We start from the raw sequence: 23,172 nt of genomic DNA, 5'->3' as shown, positions 1-23,172 counted from the left end.
GCGAGCGAAGATCAAGGGCGGTAGACTCAGATGACGAAGAGGGTAACAATAAAGAAAGGAGAAGCGAGCGAAGATCAAGGGCGGTAGACTCAGATGACGAAGAGGGTAACAATAAAGAAAGGAGAAGCGAGCGAAGATCAAGAGGAGTAGATTCAGATGATGAAGCAGAGGGTAACAAGAAAGAAAGGAGAGACGAGCGAAGAGCAAGAGGAGTAGACTCAGATGACGAAGCAGAGGGTAACAAGAAAGAAAGGAGAAGCGAGCGAAGAGCAAGAGGAGTAGACTCAGATGACGAAGCAGAGGGTGGAAACTCTTTAAGAGCAAGGCAAGATGAGGAGAGACAAGAGGAAAGTCTTAGAAGAGAAAAGTTAAGAGAGGAATATAGGCAAGATATTATTGATATGGAAGAAGATTTTAAACAGAAGCGTGCTGAAATGAGAAAAGAATATCACAGAAAAGCAAAAAAATAAATTAGCTAGCGCTTTAGCTAGCTTTCTCTTGATGTTTTGCTAATATTTAGATATTTTTTAGCAAAAGTTAATTTTAATATAAAATGCAAGATAAATCATTTCAAAATATCATCGCTAAATTACAAGAGTTTTGGGCTAAAAAGGGCTGTGTTATTTTACCTGGCTACGATGCTTCAGTTGGTGCTGGAACTTTACACCCTGCTACAGCATTAAATGTATTGGCAAAAAATGCGTGGAAAGCATGTTATGTACAACCTTCCAGAAGACCTAAAGATGGGCGATATGGTAAAAATCCAAATAGATTGCAAATGCATCATCAAATGCAGGTAATATTAAAGCCTGCTCCAGCAGAAATTCAAGATTTTTATTTGGAGTCATTAAGTCATATTGGTGTAGCACATAATAAACATGATATAAGGTTTGTCGAAGATGATTGGGAAAATCCTTCAATTGGCGCTGCAGGTTTAGGCTGGGAAGTATGGTTAGATGGTATGGAGATTAGTCAATTTACCTATATGCAGCAAGTTGGAAATATTGAATGTAAGATAGTAGCTGGTGAATTAACTTATGGCTTAGAGAGGCTTGCTATGTATATTCAGAAAAAGGAAAGTATTTATGATTTAGCTTGGAATAATGAAGGTGTAACTTATGGTGAGATTTTTCTCAAGCAAGAGCAGGAGTTTTCGGCTTACAACATAGATGTAGCAAATATAGATGATTTATTTGCTGATTTTGCTAAAGCTGAACAAGAATGTTTTACTTTGCTAGAAAAAGATTTGGCTTTACCTGCTTATGAGCAATGTTTAAAAGCAAGTCACACACTAAATATGCTTGATGCAAGGAAGGTAATAGGTGTAACGGAAAGAGCTAATTATTTAGCTAAAGTTAGAGAGATGGCTAAAGGTTGTTGTGAAGCGGTAGCTATTTGATTTACATTAAAAAAATTATGATTATTTTAAAAATAAAAATTAAGTACAAATAATGAATTTAACTTTACTTAAATGCAAGTTACATAGGGCAAAAGTAACTGAAACCGACCTTGAATATAATGGCTCTATCTCTATAGACCAAAATTTGCTTGATGAGGCCGGTATTTTGGATAATGAAAGAGTTGAAATATATAATATTACTAATGGTTCTAGATTTGCAACCTATGCTATACCAGCAGAGCGTGGGAGTAAAAAAATTGGTATAAACGGGGCGGCAGCACATTTAACCAATAAAGATGATTTAGTAATAATTTGTGCTTATGCGCAAATGAGTGAAAAAGAAGCTAGAGATTTCAAGCCAAAGGTTATATTGTTAGATAAAAATAACGATATAGTTTAAAATGAGTGAATTAATATTAGAATTATTTTCAGAAGAAATTCCCGCTAAAATACAAAAGAAATTTGCTGAAAAATTGCAAGCTTTAGCTACAAACTCATTAAATAATATGGGCTTTTTGGGTGAGCTAGAAGTTTTTGTTACGCCAAGAAGAGTTGCAGTGTTAGCTAATAACTTAACATATAAAACTGGGCAAAATAACAATCATATTAGAGGGCCAAAGCTAAATGCTCATGCAAAGGCAATTCAAGGATTTTTGCAAAAACATAATTTGCAAAATATTGAACAATTAACTTTGAAAAAAGTAGGTGAAGAAGAATATTATTTTTTTATAAAGGAGTTTAACTCTGAAACAATTATAGCTGAGTTAACTAAAATTCTAAATAAGTTAATTTTAGATATTGCTAAATTATGGCCAAAAACCATGCGCTGGAACAGTACAAATGCAAGATGGGTAAGGCCGTTAAGAAATATTTTATGCCTTTATGACAATAAAATATTACCATTAGAATATGCAGATATTAAGGCAAATAATTTGACTTACGGGCATCGTTTTCTGGGGCAAAAAGCAGCGCTTAACATAAGTACGATAAAATCTTATAAGGATAAATTAAAAGCAGAATTTGTCATTTTAGCGCAAGTGGAAAGGCAAAATTCTATATGTGATGAAATCAATAAGATTTGCGCAGCTAATAATTTGGTTTTGCATGAAGATAGCTCTTTGTTAGAAGAGGTTGCAGGTTTGGTTGAATACCCTGTTGTTTTGATGGGTGAAATACAAAGAGATTTTATGCATTTGCCTGAGGAGGTTTTAATTACTACTTTAAAAAATCATCAGAAATATTTTTGTGTTAGAAATAAAGATGGTGACTTAGCACCATATTTCATTTTTGTTAGTAATAATGATGCAGTAAATAATCAGGTTATTATTAATGGTAATGAAAGGGTTTTAAGAGCCAGATTAGAAGATGCTAAATTTTTCTTTGATGAAGACTTAAAAATTAGTTTAAGTGATAGATTTAATAATTTAGAAAAAATCATTTTTCACCAGAAAGTTGGTAACTTAAAAAATCAAAGTGAAAATAATGCTAATTTGGCAAAATATATTTCAGTTTGGGTTAAAAACTCTCATCCAGTAGATATAGAGGTGGCAGCGAGATTAGCAAAAGTTGATTTAACTACAGAAATGGTGAGTGAGTTACCTGAGTTGCAAGGTGTAATGGGCAGTTATTATGCTAAAGCAGAAGATTTAACACCTAATATTACAGCAGCGATAAAAGATCATTATAAGCCAAGATCTATGGTTGATGATTGTCCAGCAGATTCAACTTCAATTTGTGTGGCTTTAGCTGATAGGGTAAATAATTTAGTAGCATTAACTCTAGCTGGAGAAAAACCAACTGGATCGAAAGACCCTTATGGGCTTAGAAGGTTAGCAATTGCTATAGTCAGAATAATTATAGATAAAAAATTAAATATTCCTCTTGGCTTAGTTGTTACAAAATCATTAAATAATTACAATATATTACTTAAAAAGGTTGGGGACATTTATCCAGAAATTGAAGCAAAAGCTCTAAAAGAGCATGTGAAAAATGAGTTGGTTAATTTTATTTTTGATAAATTAAGAAACCTACTTAAAGGGCAAAATATCTCTCAGGACATAATAAATGCTGTTTTTAATGATAATAAGTTAGATGATTTGACCAAAATTAGAGATATGTCGCTTTTTTTAGATCACAAATTAAGAACTGATGAAGGGCAAAAGTTACTAGCTGCGTATAATCGTGCTTCTAATATTTATCTAAAAGCAGAAAAGGAGGATGGGGTATCATATCATAAAAGGCTACATTTGTTAATGTGGAAGGAAAATAGTGAGAAAGAGTTGTTTTCAGCTTATAAAACTATAAAATCTAATTTGCCTAATTTGCTAAAATCTGATGATTATGAAGCTGCATTTAACAAATTAACAGAACTTATAAATCCTATTGAATGTTTTTTTGCGGAATTAGTGGTAAATGATAAGGATAAAACAATCAGGCAAAATAGGCTAAAATTACTTGCAACTCTGTGCAAAACTGTTAATTGTTTTGCAAATTTTAGCAAAATAGAAAAATCGTTTAACTTAAAAAATAAATAATATGACTAAATGGGTATATAGTTTCGGTGATGGAAAAGCAGAGGGAGATGCATCAATGAGAAACCTTCTAGGGGGAAAAGGCGCTAATTTAGCTGAAATGTCTAAAATTGGTATACCTGTACCTTTAGGCTTAACAATTACAACGGAAGTATGTACATATTATTATAAAAATGATTGTTCTTATCCAAAAGAGCTTGAAGCTGAATTAGAGCAAGCGATTAAAAATATCGAAGATAATTTAGGTAAAAAATTTGGTGACAAAGAAAATCCATTATTAGTATCTGTCAGATCAGGTGCAAGAGCGTCTATGCCTGGTATGATGGACACAGTTTTGAATTTAGGAATAAATGCAGAGATAGCAGATTCTATAGCAAAAAAAACTGGTAATGCCAGATTTGCCTATGACTCATATCGCCGTTTTATCCAAATGTATGCTGATGTAGTTTTAAATGTAGATCATTTTGAATTTGAGCAAATATTAGCAGATAAGAAGCGGGTTAAATCTGTAACTGAGGATATAGATTTAAAAGCAGAAGACTTAAAAGAGTTAGCGGAAGAGTTTAAAGAGAAAGTAGAAGAAATAACTGGTAATGTCTTCCCAGAAGATGCCAAAGAGCAATTATGGGGAGCTATTAGTGCGGTTTTTGATTCTTGGATGACTGACCGAGCAATTACCTATCGTAAGTTAAATGAAATACCACAAGAATGGGGTACTGCAGTAAATGTGCAATCAATGGTATTTGGTAATATGGGCGATGATTGTGCTACAGGTGTTGCTTTTACTAGAGACCCTTCAACTGGAGAGAAGTTATTTTATGGAGAATATCTAATAAATGCGCAAGGAGAAGATGTGGTGGCAGGAATTAGAACACCATGTCCTATTACTTTAGATTTGAAAAATAAGCAAAATAGTGAATTGCTTGCAATGGAAGAAGCTTTGCCAAATTTATATCAAGAATTAGTGGTCTTATATAAGAAGTTAGAAGCACATTATTGTGACATGCAAGATATAGAGTTTACTATTGAAAATAACAAATTGTGGATTTTACAAACCAGAAGTGGTAAAAGAACCGCGAAAGCTAGTATAAAAATAGCATCTGATATGTTAAAGGAGGGCCTTATTTCTGAAGAAGAGGCATTACTTAGAATTGATCCTCTTGCAATAGATCAGTTATTGCACCCAACTTTAGATCCAAATGACAAAAAAGAAGTAATTACCAAGGGTTTACCTGCATCACCAGGTGCGGCAGTGGGTAAAATAGTATTTTCAGCAGAAGATGCAGAGCATTTTAAACTAAAAAAAGAAGATGTTATTTTAGTTAGAATCGAAACAAGTCCAGAAGATATAAGTGGCATGCATGCATCCCAAGGAATTTTAACTGCAAGAGGAGGTATGACCTCACATGCTGCGGTTGTGGCAAGAGGCATGGGTAAACCTTGCGTTAGTGGAGCGGGTGATTTGAAAATTGACCAAAAAAGTAAAACTTTACAAATTAAAGATTTTACTTTCAAAGAAGGTGATTACTTAACTATAAATGGCGCCACCGGTGAGGTTATGCCAGGTAAGGTTAAGACTATAGAAGCCAATTTATCTGATGATTTTAATCAGATCATGATACTTGCAGATAAATATCGCAGATTGCAAATTAGAACTAATGCTGAAACACCAGTAGATTGTGCAAAAGCAATAAAATTTGGTGCTGAGGGTATTGGTCTATGTAGAACTGAGCATATGTTCTTTGAAGGTGATCGTATAGTTGCAGTTAGGGAGATGATTTTAGCTAATAATTTAGAAGGCAGAAAGCATGCTTTAGCAAAATTATTACCTATGCAGATTAAAGATTTTACACAAATTTTTGCTATTATGGAGAATAAGGCAGTAAATATTAGGTTGTTAGATCCACCATTACATGAGTTTTTACCACATACTGAAAGTGAAATAGCGGAAGTTGCCAGAGTTTCTGGAATGGAAGAAAGTAAGCTTAAGGATAGAATGAAATTATTGAGTGAATCTAATCCTATGCTAGGTCATAGAGGTTGTAGATTAGGTATAACTTATCCAGAAATTTATGAAATGCAGGCTAGAGCAATTTTTGTAGCAGCAATCACAAGTAAAACTAAAGCAAATATAGAAATTATGGTGCCTTTAATTTTTAGTGCTAGAGAGCTTAAGATATTAAAGGAGATAATTTTAAATGTAGCTAAGGAAGTTTTAACTGAATATAAAGCTGAGCTAAATTTTAAAATAGGTACCATGATAGAGTTACCAAGAGCAGCTCTTAGAGCTGGAGAAATCGCGGAAGAAGCAGAATATTTTAGCTTTGGTACAAATGATTTGACTCAAACTACATATGGTATGTCTAGAGATGATAGTAGCTCTTTTATTTCTGAATATATTGAGAAAAAAATAATAGAACAAGATCCATTTGTAAGGTTAGATGAAGATGGTGTTGGAGAATTATTGAAGATTGCAGCAGAAAGGGGACGAAAAACTAGGAGCAACATTAAATTAGGAATTTGTGGCGAACATGGAGGAGATCCAAAATCAATAGAATTATGTGATAAATTAGGTTTTGACTATGTATCATGTTCACCATATAGAGTTCCTATAGCGAGATTAGCAGCTAGTATTTCTGCAATTAAAAACAAGAAATTAAACTAAGCAGCTATGTTTTTTGGTTAATTTTGTCTATTCATATTTTCTAACTTCAATAATAGCTTTATTTGTTATATTTTTTGAAATTAAGATATTTAGCTGTTTTTTTTAGTAAATTAGATTTCTTTATGCAAAAAAAACAAAGCAGTTTTATTTTCTGCAAAATGCCGTTTAGCTATTTTAATTAGTTATTTTATAAAAAATTACCTAAATAATAATATAAAATGAAATGTTTTTTAATTAGCAATATATAATGAGTTAAAATAAAATGGTGAAAATACCAATTTGGCCTAAATTCAAAGGCATGAAAGATGTTGATTTGGAGTTAAGTAGAGTAAAGAAGTTATTAAATTTAGCGCAAAATCCAGAAAAGAAGTTAAGTAATGTTATTCATGTTGCAGGTACTAATGGTAAAGGCTCAACTAGCGCATTTCTTCGCTCTTTCCTACTTGCTGCTGGATATTCAGTTAATTTATATAGCTCGCCACATCTATTGAATTTTAATGAAAGAATTAATTTAAATGGCATTGATATTTCAGATGAAGAATTGCATAAATTAAGTTTAAAATATCAAAAAATTTCTACAGAGCATAATCTATCTATTACATTTTTTGAAGGAACTACAGTTATGGCTTTAGATGCTTTTGCAAGATTTAAAGCCAATTACAACATTATAGAAGTGGGCTTAGGGGGTAGATTAGATGCGACAAATATATTTGAGCAAAAATTAGCACAAATAATTACCCCAATATCCCATGATCATCAAGAATTTTTAGGAGATAATATTATTGATATAGCGCATGAAAAAGCAGCTATCATCAAAACAAACTCAAAACTATTTATTGGCAAGCAAGTAAAATCAGTAAAAGATTTGCTAGTTAAGATAGCAGTGGAGAAAAAATGTGAGATTAATTTTTACCAAGATTATCAGGAAGCTTTACCGACTAATCTTGGTTTAGATGGTGAACATCAAAAAGAAAATTTTAAATTAGCTGCTACAGTATTTAGTAATTTAACTAAGCAAAAAATAAAACAAGACTATAAGAACTTCTTATCATGGCCAGCTAGATTGCAAAATATAACCAAGAATATAAAAGAAAAATATAGTAACTTTAACCAGCAAGCTTTTCTAGATGGTGGCCATAATATAGATGCGGCAAAGGCACTTAAGAGTTTTATTAAGGAAAAAAACATTTCACATATAATAATTGCCATGGTTTTGCGTAAAGATATAAAAAACTTTTTGACTATTTTACAAGAAACCTCAGCCAAAATTTATTTAACTGAAATTACGCATAATGATGAATCTATAAGAGTAAATAACTTGGATGAGGATTTAGTTTCTGTTGAAACTTACAAAAGTTATCATTTAGCTTTTAATAAAATTTTAGCAGATAAAAATTATCACAATATTCTTTTTGCAGGTTCTTTGTTTTTTGCAGCTGAAATTTTGCAAGATTTAAGTTAAATATGCTCTATTTTTAACAATGCTAGTGCTTTGACATAACCATATTTTAAGCTGTTTTTAGCCGTGCAATTATTGCATTTTTCCTGCCATACATCATGTTGAGTTTGGCATTTGCTACAGATGAAACTAGTATAATTATTGTAATTACTATTTTCTTTCATTAATCTTTCATAAAATTCTTGATCTTCTATATTGCCACTAGTTTGATCAAAAAACTTAAGTGCTAGATCATATAATTTTTCCGAATTAATATGATTTAAATATTCTTTTAACAATAATTTTGCTTTATTAATATTTTTTTGTTCGAGTAAAGCAAGCTCAACATATTTTATAATAGCAGTTTCACTCCTAGGGTTTAGGTTAATTAATTCGCTAATTAGTTGGAATTTCTTTTTTGAGTTTTTATTAGAAACATTTGCTAAATAAAGCTCAAGTAATTCACTCAATGGCGATGTTGGCCAAAGGTTTTTAATATATTTATTTAAGGTAATTTTTTTCTTTTTTGCTAATAGGGTTTTAGCATAATTAATTTGAATTTCTGGATTATTTGGCTCCATTTTTTGTGCAGCTAAAATATATTTAGCTTTAGCTTTGGTTGCTGTACTAAGTTTGCTTAAATTAAGAAAACATATAGCTTGTTCAAAATGATAATCTTTAGCTTCTATCATTTTTTGTTTAATTGATTTATGTAGAATTTTCTCTAATTTTGGCCAGTTAGCAGTAGTAAAATACACTTCAATTAATGCTTTTACAGTATTTACAGCATAAGGAGTTTCACTTAAAGATTCTTCTAAATATAGCTCAGCTCCTTGATAATTTTTATTGTTCTTTTCTATAACAGCAAGTCCTTGTAAGGCAAAATGCTTGGTTTCAGGATAGTTTTTTAATTTGTTAAGATTTTTAATTATATTTTTTTCTTTATTTACATTATTATTTTGTAAATCAAGTAAATGATTTAAAGGGTGATTTGGCAAGGATTTACTAATTTTTTTTAATGATTTTTCACTATTTTTAAAGTCTCCTAAACCAAGGTTAGTCATATATGAGGTAACTAGATCAATAGTTTTGCTATATTTGTTATTGGTTTTTTTTAATTTTCTATATTTTATGAAAAACAAGCATGAGGTTAGAATATATATTAGTAAAACTAACATTAAAAAGGCTATTATTACTGTAAATAATGCAAAATTTTGACTAAGTTCAATTTGATAGTCACCAATAAAGAGTAACAAATTATCACTATCTTTAACAAATCTATCCAGAAAATTTAGAATAAATAGGGAGATTATGATGGTAAGGCTAAATTTTATCATTTAGGTTACCTTCTAAAAGCATTATTAGATCTTCAGTTAAAAGCAAATAATCAGTAATTTCTACTAGTTTACTTTTTAGTAGGGTTAATTGTGGGTGCATAAAATCTAATTCATTTATATAGTTTGATGCATTTGCATAATCTTTTGTAAGGATATAAGCTTTTAAGCTATTTAACCTAGTTGTTTTGCTATTATTATTTAAGTTTTTAACTTTTTTTACTGTAATTAAATCAGCTGAGAAATTGTTAATGAAATCAACAAAAAAATTATCATTTGGCAGATCTTGTTCCGTTTTAAACTCACTATTTAGCTTATTAATTAGCTCAATTAAATCGGCTTGCTTAGGCAGATTTGCTGAGTTAGTTAATTTTCTGAATTTTTCTTTTAGCGTAGAATTAGTTGGTACTAAATTAAAAATATCAGCTAAAATAGAATTTATATCTTCTTCATGTAAGATATAACTTCGCAATAACTGCAATTTGGTTATAATTAATTTTGTAAGAATCTCAGCTTGATTAATTGGCAGTTGGTTGTGAATTTCTTGATTATGACATGGTGGTGAAACTTCTTCAATATCGGTAAAATTTTCTGCGTTAGAGTTTAGTTCTAAAGCTGTAACTAACTCTTTTAATTGAGCTAATTCTATATTTTGATATTTGATTATGTTTGCAAATTTATCAAGCTCATCTTGTTTAGAGCTTAGCTCAATTAGCTGTGATTTTAAACTTGCTTGATTTTGCTTAGCTATTATTTGCTTATTTTTTACTATAGTTAAAATTACAAAAAACACAGCAAAAGTTATTAACAATAAAATAAACCATAATGTAATTTTTTTTAGAATATTTTTTTTGATCATTTCAATGAGTCACACTAACTGGTAAAATTCTCAGCATATGATTTTACTTTGACAATCCTCTTTTTAGGTTCTTTTATATTGTATTTCCAGTTGTTTTTCTCAGCAAAATTAATGGCTTGCTCTTTGGTTGCAAAATTAAGGGATAATTGCTGTTTAGTATCTTTAGAGCCAGTCCAATTCATTAAATCATAATTAAATTTGGTTTGATCGGTGGGAAATTTTATGTGCCATAATTTGTTTTTTGTACCAGATTGCATAGCTGTGTTGCTAGGCTTGCAAATAGTAACATTAATATTTTTTAGCATTTTAGATTTTAGATTTTAGATTTTTCTTATTTTTACTATAAAATAATAAAAAGGCAATTATTCAAATAATATATTTATTTGCTTGTGGTGGCTGGGATGGCAGGATTCGAACCTGCGCATGGCGGTACCAAAAACCACTGCCTTACCACTTGGCGACATCCCATCTTTTGCACTTAGCCGGTAATATAAATAAGCATTAAGTTATTTTCAAGAGATTTTATAAATATAATATTATTTGACTCTTATTAATGAATTAATATGTGTTTCTGACAAAATGATTTGCTATCTCTAAGATTTGGCTTTATTCTTGTATTGAATTTATAGCTTTAGCTCACATGGAACCTAAAAAATTTTACCCTGATAAATTTGGTGTAATTCACTTTTCAGGCATAGGCGGTATTGGCATGAGTGGTATTGCCGAGATATTATATAATTTAGGTTGTAAAATTCAGGGCTCAGATTTAACTAAAAATGCTAATGTTGATAGATTAGAGAAGCTTGGCATAAAAGTATTTATTGGGCAAAAAGAACAGAACATTGATAAAATTTCAGTTTTAGTGAGAAGTTCTGCTGTAAGTGATGAGAATCCAGAAGTAGTGGCAGCAAGAAAGAAAAACATACCTGTAATTGATCGAGCAGATATGTTAAAAGAAATTATGTTTCTTAAAAATTGCATAACTATTGCAGGCACACATGGTAAAACTACCACAACTTCAATCATAGCACATATTTTTGAGAATCTAGGCTTTGCACCCACTGTGATTAATGGTGGAATTTTAAATTCATGTAATACTAATGCATATCTAGGCAAAGGAGATTGGCTAGTAGCGGAAGCAGATGAATCAGATGGTAGTTTTAATAAATTACCAGCACATATTGCGGTGGTAACTAACATAGATCCAGAGCATATGGAGTTTTATGGTAATTTTACAACCTTAAGAGCAGCTTTTAAAGCTTTTATTGAAAAGGTGCCATTTTATGGTTTTGCAGTTTTATGTTCTGATCATATGGAATTGAAAAACTTATCTACTGAAATTAAAGATCGTAAGATTATTACTTATGGTGAGGGTGAAGAAGCATTAGTTAGAGCAGTAAATATTAAGCCAAAAGTAAATGGTTTAGCCTTTGATTTAGAGGTGAAATTAGCAAATTATGCTGGTACATATAAAAACTTCTTTGTACCTATGTTTGGCAAATATAATGTAGCTAATTCATTAGCAGCTATTGCGGTTGCTCTTGGTCTTGGCGCTAAAATAGACAATATCCAAAAATCACTTGCTGGCTTTTTAGGCGTTAAGAGAAGACTTACTATTACTGGTATAGTAAAAAACAACATAACCATAATTGATGATTATGGGCATCATCCAACTGAAATAAAAGCATCGCTTGGCGCGGTCAAAGAAATGAATGATATTAAAGCTAAAAGGGGAAAAGTTATAGCGGTAATGCAGCCACATCGATATTCAAGGCTTTATGATTTATTTAATGAATTTTCTCATTGTTTGATTGAAGCTGATAAAATATTTGTTACAGATGTTTATGCAGCGGGAGAGCAGGAGATTTCTGGTATTAATAAAATGGCTTTAATTAAAGCCATTCAAAATAATGGGCATAAAAATGTATATGCTGTGGATGATTTAAACTATGTTGAAATATTACTTAAAGAGCACTTAAGTGAGAATGACACTGTAATTTTTATGGGAGCTGGAGATATAACAAAATATGCAAATTCACTTCCTGCAAAATTAGAGAATATATTATGAATGAGAGATTGGAGAGCTTTATTGTAAATTCTACTTCATTTAAAAAGAATTATAAGCTTAGCAAAATAAACTGGTTTCAAGTAGGGGGTAAGGCAGACTTGTTATTCAAACCAAAAACAGAAAAGGAGTTACAAGAATTTTTAGCACAGAATTTTAATCTAGATATCTTAACTTTAGGGGTTGGTTCTAATATTATAATTAGAGAGGGTGGTTATCGTGGTTGTATTATAAAATTAGGTAGAGCATTTACTAATATTAAGCAAATTTCTGCAACCGAAATAGAAGTTGGTTGTGCTAATTTGGATCAAAATATTGCAAGATTTGCAGCAGATGCCAATATTGCTGGTTTAGAGTTTTTAAGTGGCATTCCAGGTAGTATAGGAGGTGCTATAAAAATGAATGCAGGTGCTTATGGCGCTGAGTTTAAAGATGTAGTTAAAAAAATCTATGGCTATGACAAAAAGGGAGTTTTGCATGAGTTAAGCAAAGAGCAAATGAATTACACTTACAGAAGGTCTGCACCAGATAAAGATTTAATTTATGTAAAAGCTATTTTGACAGGGCAAGAGGGTAGAGCATTAGAGATTAAACAAAAAATAAAAGAAATACAAGAAAATCGAGAGGCATCACAACCTATTAGAGCAAAGACAGGTGGTAGTAGTTTTCAAAATCCTTTGGGTAAAAAAGCCTGGCAATTAATTGATCAAGCAGGTTGCAGAGGTTTGGCAATTGGCGATGCTATTATGTCTGAGAAACATTGTAATTTTATGATTAATAGAGGTGCTGCAACAGCTAAAGATCTGGAAGATCTTGGTGAGTTGGTACGCATAAAGGTTCTTGCTAAAACTGGAATTACATTGGATTGGGAAATAAAAATTATAGGTGAAAAATGAAGATAGCTGTAATTTATGGTGGCAATTCTAATGAAAGAGAAATTTCACATATGACTAAAGATGCTGTAATTAAAGCGTTGGCAGAGTTAAATTGTGATTTTATTGCTCTAGAGTTGGATGAAAATACGCCAATAAAATTAAAGGAAAATAACATAGATTTAGTCTTTAACGCGGGCCATGGTTCATTTTTAGAAGATGGTAGGTTAGCTGCTCTATTAGACATAATGAAAATACCATATACACATTCAAATAGTAGGGCATCTGCTATTGGTTTTAATAAAATGTTAGCTAAAAGAGTAGCAGCTCAATTAAGTTTAAATCAACCAGCATATATTTTGGTAAATAACCTAGATGATTTTAAACAGGTGGATAAGTCTATCTTGGAGCAACCCTTTGTGATAAAACCATATTCTTCTGGTTCTTCGGTAGGTGTGCATATCATTAAGCAGCCAAAAGATTTTATCTTAAAGCAAGAATATTTTGCTTATGGTCCAATAATAATAGAAGAATATATAAAGGGGCAAGAAGTACATGTGGCAATTTTGGCTAATAAAGCAATAGGTATGGTTGAAATTTCAGCAGCCACAGAATTCTATGATTATGAAGCAAAATATAGTTCGAGTAATACAAAATATAATGTTTCGCCAAATATTACTACAATTGCAAGTGAGAAAATTTTGGCACAGGCCGAATTATTACATAATTTTTTAGGCTGTAATTATATTAGCAGAGTTGATTTTCTGGTTAAGGGCACCGAAACTTTTCTGTTAGAAATAAATACTCATCCAGGTTTTACTGAAAAGTCCTTGGTACCTTTGATCGCAAAAGAAAAAAACATCAATTTTATTGATATTGTGGAGCAGTTAATAGCTCATGCAAATTATGAAAATTAGATATTTTAAATTACTTAACATTATTGCTCTTATTTCGTTAATTATTTTAGCAATATATGTAAATTATAATTTTAATAAGTTACAAAATATTGTAAAGAAATCTACTAATGAGCAGGGTTTTATAGTGCAGGAAATTCATGTTAATGAACTTTCTTATATCACTATTGAAGAAATAATAGATAATTTAGATTTTAAAAATGGCGATGATATTTTTGCTATAGATGTAATTGCTAATCAGGAAAGATTGGCAAAAAACTTTTGGATTGAATCTGTTTCGTTGAAAGTTATTTTTCCAGATATTGTTGAGATTTTTATTGTTGAAAAGAAAGCAGAGTTTATTTTATATGAAGAAAATGAATATTTCATTATTGATGTAAAAGGTAACATCATTAAAGAATTGCGTGGCGAAGATATAACAAGATTTTCTGATTTTATTGTTTTATCTGGTTATAATGCAAGGAAACACTCCTCTAGCTTATCAGAATTTCTTAAATTAGACAAAAACATGTATAATTTTGTAGTAGAAGTTATTAGAATAAGCGAGCAAAGGTGGAATATAAAATTTATTAATGATATGATAGTAAAATTACCTCAAAAAGATCCGAAATCTGCATGGAGTTTATTTTTGGAGTTAAATGATGAGATGAGATTTTTAGAGAATAAAATTAAATCTATTGATCTTAGGGTGAAAGATAGATTATTCTTGGAGCTTGATATTAACAATCCTAAAAACTTAAAAATAATTAGAGAAGTTGGCTAAAGTACATAATAAAAACTACATAAATGTTTTAGATATTGGCTCAAGTAAAATTGTCTGTTTAGTAGCAGAAATAGATTGTGTAAATAACCCTAAAATAATTGGCATAGGTCATCAGATATCTAAAGGTATTGGTGTGGATGGTGTTATTTCTGATTTGAAATCACTAGAAAGTTCAATAGTTCTAGCTATTTCGGCGGCGGAGAAGTCTGCAAATTGTTCTATTGAAGAGGTTTTTGTTAACTTTAGTGGTAATAAGTTAAGGTCTCAATTTGAGCAAATCGAATTAGATATTTCTGGTTCAGAAGTAAGTGATCGAGATATTAAGCGGATTAATGAAAGGGCTTTTGAAAGCTATGTAGATTTTAACTCAGAAATTATTCAATGTGTGCCAGTTGATTATAATATTGATGGGGTAACTGGTATAAGTAACCCATGTTACATGTGTGGTAAAAAACTAACTGCAAATTTAAACTTAGTAAAAATAGCAAGTAGCTCTTTACAGAATTTATTAAATTGCTTAGCAAAATGTCATTTGAATGTGGCTGGTGTAATTCCCTCAGCTTATGCATCTGCTCTAGCTGTTTTAACTTATGAAGAAAGGCAAAATGGTGTAACTTTATTTGACATTGGGGATGGTAATATTTCTATTTCTATTTTTTGCGAAGGGAAAATGCAATATATTGTGTCTTTTCCTTTTGGTGGTAAATTGCTTACTAAGGATATACAGCAGATTTTTTCTCTAAGTAAGGCAGATGCAGAAAGGGTGAAGGCGCTATATGGTGGAGTTTTTTTTGAATCAGATAAGGCAAGTGATACAATTGATTTATTTGATATGATAAAAACAGAAGAAAACACGACAGGGGGATATTACATACAAAAGCATAAATTATGTGAAATCATTCATGACAGAATGAAGGAGGTTATGACTTACATTAACAAATTTTTAACTACAGATAAAATAGCAAGTCAAGCTTATGGCAAAGCTATGGGAAATATTGTGTTAACTGGCGGTGGTGCAAACTTAATGGGGGTTGCTGAATTAACTAAAAATATTTTTAATGTTAGGGTAAAAATAGCAAAGCCACAAATTATAGAAAATATGCCGGATGAGCATAGAAGTACGCATTTTTCTACGGTTTATGGTTTGGTAAATCATGCGATTAGTCACCAGAAATATAATCATACAGAATTCAAGGGTTTTAACAATAAATCATTGGTTTTTAGCAAGATAAAGAGTTTAAGTTATTATAATATATTTGCGGATTTCCTAAGGAAATATTTCTAGCTCCTGCTTTTTTCTATTACATTAAAAGTTGTGTTTAAAGATAAATTAAATATTATATTTTATGTAAAAATTATGTAATTAAAATGACCTTAAATATTGATATTCCGGAGAAGAAAACAATGATACCTAAAATTACAGTTTTGGGCGTGGGTGGCGCAGGTGGTAACGCTATTAATAACATGATTAGCTTAGAATTGCAGGGTGTAAATTTTGTCGTTGCTAATACTGATGCTCAAGCATTATCTTACTCTAAAGCAGGCACAAAAATACAGCTTGGGGAAGATTTAACCAAAGGTCTTGGCGCTGGTTCCTCTCCAGAAGTAGGAGGTAAAGCGGTAGATGAGTCAAAAGAAGAAATTTTATCACAGTTAAGTGATAGTAACATGGTTTTTATAACAGCTGGCATGGGTGGTGGTACAGGAACAGGCGCGGCACCAGCTATAGCTAAGTTATGTAGAGAGGTTGGTATTTTAACCGTTGGAGTTATCACTAAGCCTTTTCACTTTGAGGGTTCATTTCGTATGAAGGCGGCAGAAAATGGGGTTAGTGAGATGCAAAAACATGTTGATACTTTGATCTGCATTCCAAATCAAAATTTGTTTCACAAAGCGAATGAGCAAACTACTTTTGCTGATGCATTTAGTATGGTTGATGACATTTTATATTCAGGAATTAAAGGAGTAACTGATTTAATGACTATGCCTGGCCTAATAAATTTAGATTTTGCTGATATCAGAGCTATTATGGGCGGTATGGGTAAAGCAATGATGGGTACTGGTGAATCTGGAGGCGACAAAAGAGCTTTGGATGCGGCAGAATCTGCAATTTCAAACCCTCTTTTAGACAATGCATCTATGCAAGGAGCAAAAGGAGTTTTAATCAATATATCTGGTGGCTTGGATATGACTTTATTTGAGGCTGATGAAGCAGCACAAAGGATTAAAGATGAGGTAGATCCAAACGCAAATATTATTTTTGGCTCTACTTTTGATAAAGAATTAGATGGTAAGATTAGGGTTTCGGTTGTGGCAACTGGTATTGATTTAGACTCAATTGAAAATTCTCCAGGACAAAATGCACAAAAAAATCAGTTTTTATCAGAAGTGCCAAACAATAATAAATCAGAGTCTAGGGTAGAGCATCAAGTAAATGAGTATGCACCTAAAGTAGAAAATCAAGAAGTTAGCGACAAGGAAAAGCTGGATTTTAACAATGCTTTTATCCCACCTCAAGTAGTAGACCCTGCTTCATTACAGCAAGCAAATACTAGAAATGAAGAAATAAACTTATTTACTCAAAGTGTAGCTCAAATTAATGAAACTGGCGAACAAGGCAGCAATGTTAATAATTTAGAAAACTCTGCAAAAGGCAGCGATCTTAAGAATGCTGAGAACTCTGAAAAAATAGCTTCTCTAAATATAGAAAATGCGCAAGAAGCTAAACAAGCAAGTTCTAATAATGTTGTACATGAAGAAGAGCATAATATCAAAAATAGCGAGTCAAAAGCAAAATACACGCTTGGTGGGATTTTTAGTTTTTTTAAAGATAACAATTCTATTTTAGCAAATAATGCAACAAGTCACGCTAAAGAATTTAACCATAAAAACCAAGTGGAAGAATCATCTGATTTGGTTTTAAGTGATGACATACTCAATGTACCAACCTTCCTAAGAAACAAGGAGGGAGGTAGTAAGTAAGTTATCAATAGCTAATTAAACGCAAATACTAAATAAAATTACTTTAATATATTATGAAATTAACTTCTAATAATTTTGAGCAAAATGAAAATAGCTTATTAAATATCACAGAACAGGAACTGGCTAATGCAATAAGAGCTCTAGCAATGGATGCGGTTGAAAAGGCAAAATCTGGTCACCCTGGTTTGCCTTTAGGTTTTGCAGATGTTGCAACTATTTTGTTTAAAAACCATTTAAAATTTTCTAGTAAAAATCCAACTTGGGCTAATCGCGATAGATTTATCTTATCAGCTGGTCATGGTTCAATGTTAATCTATGCGTTGGCATATTTATGTGGTTATGAAGATATAACCTTAGATGATTTAAAAGACTTTAGACAATTAGGAGCAAAAACAGCAGGTCACCCTGAAGTTGAGATGTTAGAGGCTATTGAAACTACAACAGGTCCTTTGGGGCAAGGTTTAGCTAATGGAGTTGGCATGGCTTTTGCTGAGAGGTTGCTTTCAGCTAGATTTCCAAATTTAATTGATCATTTTACTTATGTTATGGTAGGAGATGGTTGCTTGATGGAAGGTATTTCACAAGAATCTATTTCATTTGCAGGTCATCACAAATTAAATAAATTAATAGTTTTATTTGATGATAACAACATTTGTATAGATGGTGAGGTTAGTTTGACTAGCAGTGAAGATCAAAAAGCTAGATTTAAAGCTTGTGGCTGGAATGTTATTGCGGTAGATGGACATAATCATCAAGAAATTGATGATGCGCTTAACCAGGCTAAGCGTTCAGATAAGCCAACAATGATTGCTTGTAAAACTATCATAGCTTATGGTTCACCAAATAAATCAGCTAGTGCAAAATCGCATGGTTCGCCATTGGGTGAAGAGGAAATAAAACTTACTAAAGCAGCTTTAAATTGGCCTTATGCTGCATTTGAAATCCCAGATAACATTCTGTCTGGTTGGCACGAAATTGGTTTACAGGGTAAAAAATCATATGAGGCGTGGCAAGCTAAGTTAGATAATAATGCGCAAAAAGATGAATTTAATAGTTTTTTAACTAAGAGTTTTGCAGAATTTGAAGCTGAAATAATTAAGTTTAAGCAAAATTTAGTTGCCGAGAAGAAGGCAATAGCAACTAGACAAGCATCGGGAGAGGCTCTAGAGTTATTTACTAAATTTGTACCACAATTAATAGGTGGTTCTGCCGATTTAACTGGTTCAAATAATACTAAAACATCAAATACAGCTTCTATAACTACGAATAATTATAATGGCAGATATGTTCATTATGGTATCAGGGAGCATGCAATGGGAGCTATTATGAATGGTATGGCGTTATATGGTGGATTTATCCCATATTCTGGCACTTTTTTAGTATTTAGTGATTATTGTAAGCCTGCTATTAGGTTGTCAGCTTTAATGGAGCAGCAAGTAATATATGTGTTTACGCATGATTCAATTGGTTTAGGAGAAGATGGTCCTACGCATCAACCGATTGAGCATTTGGATGCACTAAGGTTGGTGCCAAATTTAGTGGTAATTAGACCATGCGATACAGTAGAAACATTAGAAGCATGGCAATTAGCTTTGAATTTTAAAGATAGGCCAGTAGCGTTAAGTTTAACTAGGCAAGCATTAAAACAATTTAGCAATGAAACTAGTGCAAATAACAATGTTGCAAAAGGCGGTTATATCATAGCTGCTGAAGAACACACATATCAAGCGACTATTGTTGCATCTGGTTCTGAGGTTGAGATTGCTATGCAAGCAAAGAAGTTGCTAGAAGCAGAGAAAATAGGAGTTAGGGTTGTGTCCATGCCTTCCGTTACTTTATTTGCTGAGCAAAGTAAAGTTTACATTGAAAGTTGCTTAGGTAAAGGTCCAAAGGTTGCTATTGAGGCATCTAGATCTTATAGTTTTGATCGTTATGTCGATAAATTTATTGGTATGAATAGTTTTGGTGCTTCTGGTAAAGCAAGTGATTTATATGAGCATTTTGGTTTAACAGCAGAGAATATTATTAAAGAAGTTAAGAACTTATTATGCTAAAAATCTTCCTATTTTGTTTATTGTTTTCTATCAAGAGTTTTGCTCAAAATTTACCAAATGAGCTAAATAAACCTTTTGGTGAGTGGTTAGTATCTTGTAAACAGAATTTAATGACTGCTAAAAACGAATGTTTTATTGGTAGTCCCTTTAAAAATGAGCAGGGCAGGGGTGCTATAGTATTTACTAAATATTATTTAGCGGTTGCGCATAATGATTTAAACTTAACAAGAGGTGTTAATTTTAAGGTTGATCGCCAAAAAGAAGTTTCATCTTATATGAATACTGGTTTAAATGTGTTTTTTAAAAATTCTGATAGACAAACTTTAATTACACAAATGAGTAAAGGAAGAGAGTTATCAATAATTATTAAAGGAATTACGGAAATAGACAAATCATTAGAGGGGTTTGCTGAGGCGTATAAATTTTACATAAAACAAATAGAAGGATAGCAATAATGAGTGTAAGAATAGCAATTAATGGTTTTGGCAGAATTGGAAGATGTGTAGCTAGAGCGTGGGCAATGGGATTAGCCCCAAATATTGAGTTGGTAGCTATTAATGGTAGGGGCCCTATTGAAAATCATTATCATTTATTAAAATATGATTCAATTCATGGAAGATTTCCTGGTACCTTGGAATTAAAGGAAAATTCTTTAATTATAAATGGTAAAGAAGTTAAAGTGTTTCGTGAGAGAGAGCCAGAAAATGCACCATGGACAGAGCATAATATAGATATTGTTATGGAATGTACTGGAGCTTTTAAAGATAGAGCAGGAGCTGGTAAGCATTTAACAGCTGGAGCTAAAAAAGTTATGATTTCTGCCCCTGCTAAAGGTGATGATATTAAAATGATAGTGCATGGTGTAAATGATAACTTATTAACTGCAAAAGATAATATAATTTCAATAGGCTCATGCACAACTAATTGTTTGGCACCGGTTGCGAAGGTGTTACATGATAATTTAGAAATTTTAAAAGGTTTTGTAACTACGATTCATGCAGTTACTAACGATCAAAACGCAGCTGATGCGAGTCATAATGATCTAAGAAGAGCAAGAGCAGCTTACAGCTCAATGATCCCTACATCTACTGGTGCTGCTAAAGCTATTGGCAAGGTGATACCGGAGTTAAATGGTAGATTAGATGGCACTGCAATTAGAGTGCCAACTGCGAATGTTTCGATGATAGATTTTTGTTTTTTAGCTAATAAATCTATCACGGCAGATAATTTAAATAAGTTAATTAAAGCTGCAGCAGCAGGTTCTATGAGTAGAGTTTTAGGTTATACCGAAGAGGAATTAGTATCTATAGATTTTAATCAAACTATTGAAAGTTCTTATTTTGATGCAACAGGCACTAAAGTTTTAAAGGATAATTTTATTAGAATTGCTGCATGGTATGATAATGAATGGGCATTCTCAGTTAGAATGTTAGATATTGCAAAAAACTTCTAATTTAGATTAAATGGAAAACATAAATATATTAGGCGACTTTGAATTAAAAAATAAAAATATTTTAGTTCGTGTAGATTTAAATGTTCCAGTTAGTCATGGAAAAATAGTTGATAATTCAAGAATAGCTAGAGTTATACCTACTATTGAATATTTGCTTGAAAGGGAGGCTAAAATTATTTTATTATCTCATTTTGGGCGTCCTAAGGGGCAATATGATCCATCTTTATCATTAGCTCCAATAGTTGATGCATTAAATAAATTTTTACCAAAAGACAGGCCAGCCAAATTTTGTGTAGATTGCATTGGCGATAATGCAAAGGAAGCTGTGGCTAAATTAAGGTCAGGTGAGGTTTTGCTATTAGAGAATTTAAGATTTTATGCGGGTGAAGAGAGTAATGATGAAGATTTTGCTAAAGAATTAGCTATGCTTGGCGATATTTACATTAATGATACTTTTTCTTGTTCACACAGGTCTCATGCATCTATTTCTGCTTTACCTAAGTTTTTACCTGCTGGAATTGGGGTTTTATTTCAAGAGGAATTATCTAATGTGGAAGCTAATTTAATGAAGCCTGAAAGACCTTTTGCAGCTATTGTTGGAGGTTCGAAAATATCTTCAAAATTGAACTTACTAGATAATTTAGTTAAAGATGCTGATATCTTAGTAATTGGTGGTGGAATGGCCAACAGTTTTTTAAAAGCGCAAAATATTAATATTGGTACTTCAATTTGCGAAGATGATTTGTTAGAAACAGCAAAAAATATTTTAGCTAATGCTAAGAAGCATAATTGTAAAATTATATTACCAGAAGATGTAGTAATAGCAGATGGCTTAGATAATATTGGTCATTGCGAGGTAGTTAATGTTCATAATGTTCCAGCAGATAAAATGATTTTGGATGTTGGTCCTTATAGCACGATAGAAATTATAACTAACCTTAAAAAATGTAAAACCATTGTGTGGAATGGTCCATTAGGTGCTTTTGAGTTTAGACCTTTTAATGTTGCAACTGAAACTGTGGCGAGAGCGGTTGCGTATCACACACAAAATAAGGATTTACTATCAGTTGCTGGGGGAGGTGATGTGGTTGCTGCATTAACTAATAGTTATTTAAAAGACAGTTTTACTTATTTATCAACAGCAGGTGGTGCATTTTTAGAGTGGTTAGAGGGTAAAGAAAGTCCAGGTATTAGAGCTTTACAAGATAATTTTACCCAAGACTTAGCAAAAAAAGCATCATAATTACTATAAAAAATTACATTTGGGGGTTTAGCTCAAGATTTATTAGCTAAAAGATTCTGCAGTTTTACTCTGATTAATTAATAATATTTGCATAATTATTTTATTTAAGATGCATAAATATAATTAGAACTTTATAGATTAATTATTACTTATTAGCATTAGCCGGATATAAAGCTGATTAAATTCATCGTAATATTTCTTAAATTTAAGTTTAGCTGCGTTGATTGCTTCATTATGTTATGATGCTAATTACTAAAAATATATAAGTGCGAATGATATATAGTTAGACATAATATTTTAGAGAAGATGCTGTAAAATAGTTGCATTTAAGTTAATTAATTGAAAATATTGAGCGCACGCATTTAGTTTTGCTGAGAGGGTAAAGATAAGATGATGTTGTGACGCATGTTAAATTAGTTATTCACCTGTTGCGGCTCCTTCTCGTCTTTTATCGATACCGGCTGAGATGATTTTTCGTTCATTATCGATGAAGATAGCATGAATTCCGCTGGTTAAATCTCTTACTTTTACTTTATGACCTATTTTTTCTAAATCTGGTTTAAAGTCAGAAAAATATGACTCTTCTTCCAATTCTAATGT

At 31.7% G+C, this 23,172-nt stretch carries 20 protein-coding genes and 1 tRNA gene; 16 read left to right on the top strand and 5 right to left on the bottom strand.

The window, feature by feature from the left end; translation table 11 throughout:
- From HOH73_05730 to HOH73_05705, 6 genes are all read left to right on the top strand, one after another.
- Positions 1 to 470: hypothetical protein (locus tag HOH73_05730; protein ID MBT5828357.1), on the top strand; the 470-nt coding region annotated here is incomplete at its 5' end.
- Between the two features lie 83 nt (positions 471 to 553).
- Positions 554 to 1,399 carry a glycine--tRNA ligase subunit alpha gene (locus HOH73_05725; protein MBT5828356.1) on the top strand — a complete coding sequence of 282 codons (846 nt, stop codon included), beginning with the start codon at positions 554 to 556 and terminating at the stop codon, positions 1,397 to 1,399.
- A 52-nt stretch (positions 1,400 to 1,451) separates the two neighbouring features.
- Positions 1,452 to 1,799: an aspartate 1-decarboxylase gene (locus HOH73_05720; GenBank protein MBT5828355.1), complete on the top strand. Its 348-nt coding sequence runs from the start codon at positions 1,452 to 1,454 to the stop codon at positions 1,797 to 1,799.
- A 1-nt stretch (position 1,800) separates the two neighbouring features.
- Entirely contained in the window at positions 1,801 to 3,933 is a 2,133-nt protein-coding gene (locus tag HOH73_05715; protein MBT5828354.1) for a glycine--tRNA ligase subunit beta, read from the top strand.
- Position 3,934: 1 nt separating this feature from the next.
- Positions 3,935 to 6,595, top strand: a complete 2,661-nt coding sequence (locus HOH73_05710) for a pyruvate, phosphate dikinase (protein MBT5828353.1) — start codon at positions 3,935 to 3,937, stop codon at positions 6,593 to 6,595.
- 262 nt (positions 6,596 to 6,857) lie between these two features.
- Positions 6,858 to 8,057, top strand: coding sequence for a hypothetical protein (locus HOH73_05705; GenBank protein MBT5828352.1), 1,200 nt, complete (start codon positions 6,858 to 6,860; stop codon positions 8,055 to 8,057).
- Here the strand turns inward: HOH73_05705 and HOH73_05700 are convergent.
- The 4 genes from HOH73_05700 to HOH73_05685 form a co-directional block, all read right to left on the bottom strand.
- Positions 8,054 to 9,370, bottom strand: a complete 1,317-nt coding sequence (locus HOH73_05700; protein ID MBT5828351.1) for a hypothetical protein — start codon at positions 9,368 to 9,370, stop codon at positions 8,054 to 8,056. The genes HOH73_05705 and HOH73_05700 overlap by 4 nt on opposite strands.
- Entirely contained in the window at positions 9,357 to 10,226 is an 870-nt protein-coding gene (locus HOH73_05695) for a hypothetical protein (protein MBT5828350.1), read from the bottom strand. Before HOH73_05695 ends, HOH73_05700 begins: the two co-directional genes overlap by 14 nt.
- 14 nt (positions 10,227 to 10,240) lie before the next feature.
- Positions 10,241 to 10,531: an ETC complex I subunit gene (locus HOH73_05690; GenBank protein MBT5828349.1), complete on the bottom strand. Its 291-nt coding sequence runs from the start codon at positions 10,529 to 10,531 to the stop codon at positions 10,241 to 10,243.
- An 88-nt stretch (positions 10,532 to 10,619) separates the two neighbouring features.
- A tRNA-Gln gene (locus HOH73_05685) sits at positions 10,620 to 10,694 on the bottom strand.
- 172 nt (positions 10,695 to 10,866) lie between these two features.
- Between HOH73_05685 and HOH73_05680 the strand changes: the two genes are divergently transcribed.
- The 10 genes from HOH73_05680 to HOH73_05635 all read left to right on the top strand — a co-directional run bounded on the left by HOH73_05680 (position 10,867) and on the right by HOH73_05635 (position 22,572).
- On the top strand, positions 10,867 to 12,294 hold the full coding sequence (locus HOH73_05680; GenBank protein MBT5828348.1) for a UDP-N-acetylmuramate--L-alanine ligase: 1,428 nt from the start codon (positions 10,867 to 10,869) through the stop codon (positions 12,292 to 12,294).
- On the top strand, positions 12,291 to 13,187 hold the full coding sequence (gene murB, locus HOH73_05675; GenBank protein ID MBT5828347.1) for a UDP-N-acetylmuramate dehydrogenase: 897 nt from the start codon (positions 12,291 to 12,293) through the stop codon (positions 13,185 to 13,187). Before HOH73_05680 ends, murB begins: the two co-directional genes overlap by 4 nt.
- Positions 13,184 to 14,080, top strand: coding sequence for a D-alanine--D-alanine ligase (locus tag HOH73_05670; protein ID MBT5828346.1), 897 nt, complete (start codon positions 13,184 to 13,186; stop codon positions 14,078 to 14,080). The genes murB and HOH73_05670 overlap by 4 nt, the downstream gene beginning before the upstream one ends.
- Positions 14,070 to 14,840 carry an FtsQ-type POTRA domain-containing protein gene (locus HOH73_05665; GenBank protein ID MBT5828345.1) on the top strand — a complete coding sequence of 257 codons (771 nt, stop codon included), beginning with the start codon at positions 14,070 to 14,072 and terminating at the stop codon, positions 14,838 to 14,840. The genes HOH73_05670 and HOH73_05665 overlap by 11 nt, the downstream gene beginning before the upstream one ends.
- Positions 14,833 to 16,125 carry a cell division protein FtsA gene (ftsA, locus tag HOH73_05660; protein MBT5828344.1) on the top strand — a complete coding sequence of 431 codons (1,293 nt, stop codon included), beginning with the start codon at positions 14,833 to 14,835 and terminating at the stop codon, positions 16,123 to 16,125. The genes HOH73_05665 and ftsA overlap by 8 nt, the downstream gene beginning before the upstream one ends.
- An 83-nt stretch (positions 16,126 to 16,208) precedes the next feature.
- Positions 16,209 to 17,822, top strand: coding sequence for a cell division protein FtsZ (gene ftsZ, locus HOH73_05655; protein ID MBT5828343.1), 1,614 nt, complete (start codon positions 16,209 to 16,211; stop codon positions 17,820 to 17,822).
- A gap of 53 nt (positions 17,823 to 17,875) precedes the next feature.
- Complete coding sequence (gene tkt, locus HOH73_05650; protein MBT5828342.1) at positions 17,876 to 19,876, top strand: transketolase; 2,001 nt, start codon at positions 17,876 to 17,878, stop codon at positions 19,874 to 19,876.
- Positions 19,870 to 20,325, top strand: coding sequence for a hypothetical protein (locus tag HOH73_05645; protein ID MBT5828341.1), 456 nt, complete (start codon positions 19,870 to 19,872; stop codon positions 20,323 to 20,325). Before tkt ends, HOH73_05645 begins: the two co-directional genes overlap by 7 nt.
- 5 nt (positions 20,326 to 20,330) lie before the next feature.
- Positions 20,331 to 21,329 (top strand): type I glyceraldehyde-3-phosphate dehydrogenase, encoded by a 999-nt coding sequence (gene gap / locus HOH73_05640; protein ID MBT5828340.1) that lies wholly within the window; start codon positions 20,331 to 20,333, stop codon positions 21,327 to 21,329.
- A gap of 10 nt (positions 21,330 to 21,339) precedes the next feature.
- Complete coding sequence (locus HOH73_05635; protein MBT5828339.1) at positions 21,340 to 22,572, top strand: phosphoglycerate kinase; 1,233 nt, start codon at positions 21,340 to 21,342, stop codon at positions 22,570 to 22,572.
- Between the two features lie 417 nt (positions 22,573 to 22,989).
- Here the strand turns inward: HOH73_05635 and HOH73_05630 are convergent.
- Positions 22,990 to 23,172, bottom strand: a 183-nt coding sequence (locus HOH73_05630; protein MBT5828338.1) for a hypothetical protein, incomplete at its 5' end; no start/stop codon positions are given.

It is taken from the genome of Alphaproteobacteria bacterium (assembly GCA_018667735.1).
Lineage (GTDB): Bacteria > Pseudomonadota > Alphaproteobacteria > Rickettsiales > JABIRX01 > JABIRX01.
Note: the sequence above shows the minus strand (reverse complement) of the source record. Positions and strands in the feature narration are given on the sequence as shown.

What these genes read in the sequence shown, in the direction of transcription:
- HOH73_05645 (MBT5828341.1), top strand. Translation starts at nt 19,870, where the DNA reads ATGCTAAAAATCTTCCTATTTTGTTTATTGTTTTCTATCAAGAGTTTT.
- murB (MBT5828347.1), top strand. Translation starts at nt 12,291, where the DNA reads ATGAATGAGAGATTGGAGAGCTTTATTGTAAATTCTACTTCATTTAAA.
- HOH73_05680 (MBT5828348.1), top strand. Translation starts at nt 10,867, where the DNA reads ATGGAACCTAAAAAATTTTACCCTGATAAATTTGGTGTAATTCACTTT.
- HOH73_05635 (MBT5828339.1), top strand. Translation starts at nt 21,340, where the DNA reads ATGGAAAACATAAATATATTAGGCGACTTTGAATTAAAAAATAAAAAT.
- HOH73_05695 (MBT5828350.1), bottom strand. Translation starts at nt 10,226, where the DNA reads ATGATCAAAAAAAATATTCTAAAAAAAATTACATTATGGTTTATTTTA.
- HOH73_05720 (MBT5828355.1), top strand. Translation starts at nt 1,452, where the DNA reads ATGAATTTAACTTTACTTAAATGCAAGTTACATAGGGCAAAAGTAACT.
- HOH73_05670 (MBT5828346.1), top strand. Translation starts at nt 13,184, where the DNA reads ATGAAGATAGCTGTAATTTATGGTGGCAATTCTAATGAAAGAGAAATT.
- HOH73_05710 (MBT5828353.1), top strand. Translation starts at nt 3,935, where the DNA reads ATGACTAAATGGGTATATAGTTTCGGTGATGGAAAAGCAGAGGGAGAT.
- HOH73_05705 (MBT5828352.1), top strand. Translation starts at nt 6,858, where the DNA reads ATGGTGAAAATACCAATTTGGCCTAAATTCAAAGGCATGAAAGATGTT.
- ftsZ (MBT5828343.1), top strand. Translation starts at nt 16,209, where the DNA reads ATGACCTTAAATATTGATATTCCGGAGAAGAAAACAATGATACCTAAA.
- HOH73_05665 (MBT5828345.1), top strand. Translation starts at nt 14,070, where the DNA reads ATGAAAATTAGATATTTTAAATTACTTAACATTATTGCTCTTATTTCG.
- HOH73_05715 (MBT5828354.1), top strand. Translation starts at nt 1,801, where the DNA reads ATGAGTGAATTAATATTAGAATTATTTTCAGAAGAAATTCCCGCTAAA.
- tkt (MBT5828342.1), top strand. Translation starts at nt 17,876, where the DNA reads ATGAAATTAACTTCTAATAATTTTGAGCAAAATGAAAATAGCTTATTA.
- gap (MBT5828340.1), top strand. Translation starts at nt 20,331, where the DNA reads ATGAGTGTAAGAATAGCAATTAATGGTTTTGGCAGAATTGGAAGATGT.
- HOH73_05725 (MBT5828356.1), top strand. Translation starts at nt 554, where the DNA reads ATGCAAGATAAATCATTTCAAAATATCATCGCTAAATTACAAGAGTTT.
- HOH73_05700 (MBT5828351.1), bottom strand. Translation starts at nt 9,370, where the DNA reads ATGATAAAATTTAGCCTTACCATCATAATCTCCCTATTTATTCTAAAT.
- HOH73_05690 (MBT5828349.1), bottom strand. Translation starts at nt 10,531, where the DNA reads ATGCTAAAAAATATTAATGTTACTATTTGCAAGCCTAGCAACACAGCT.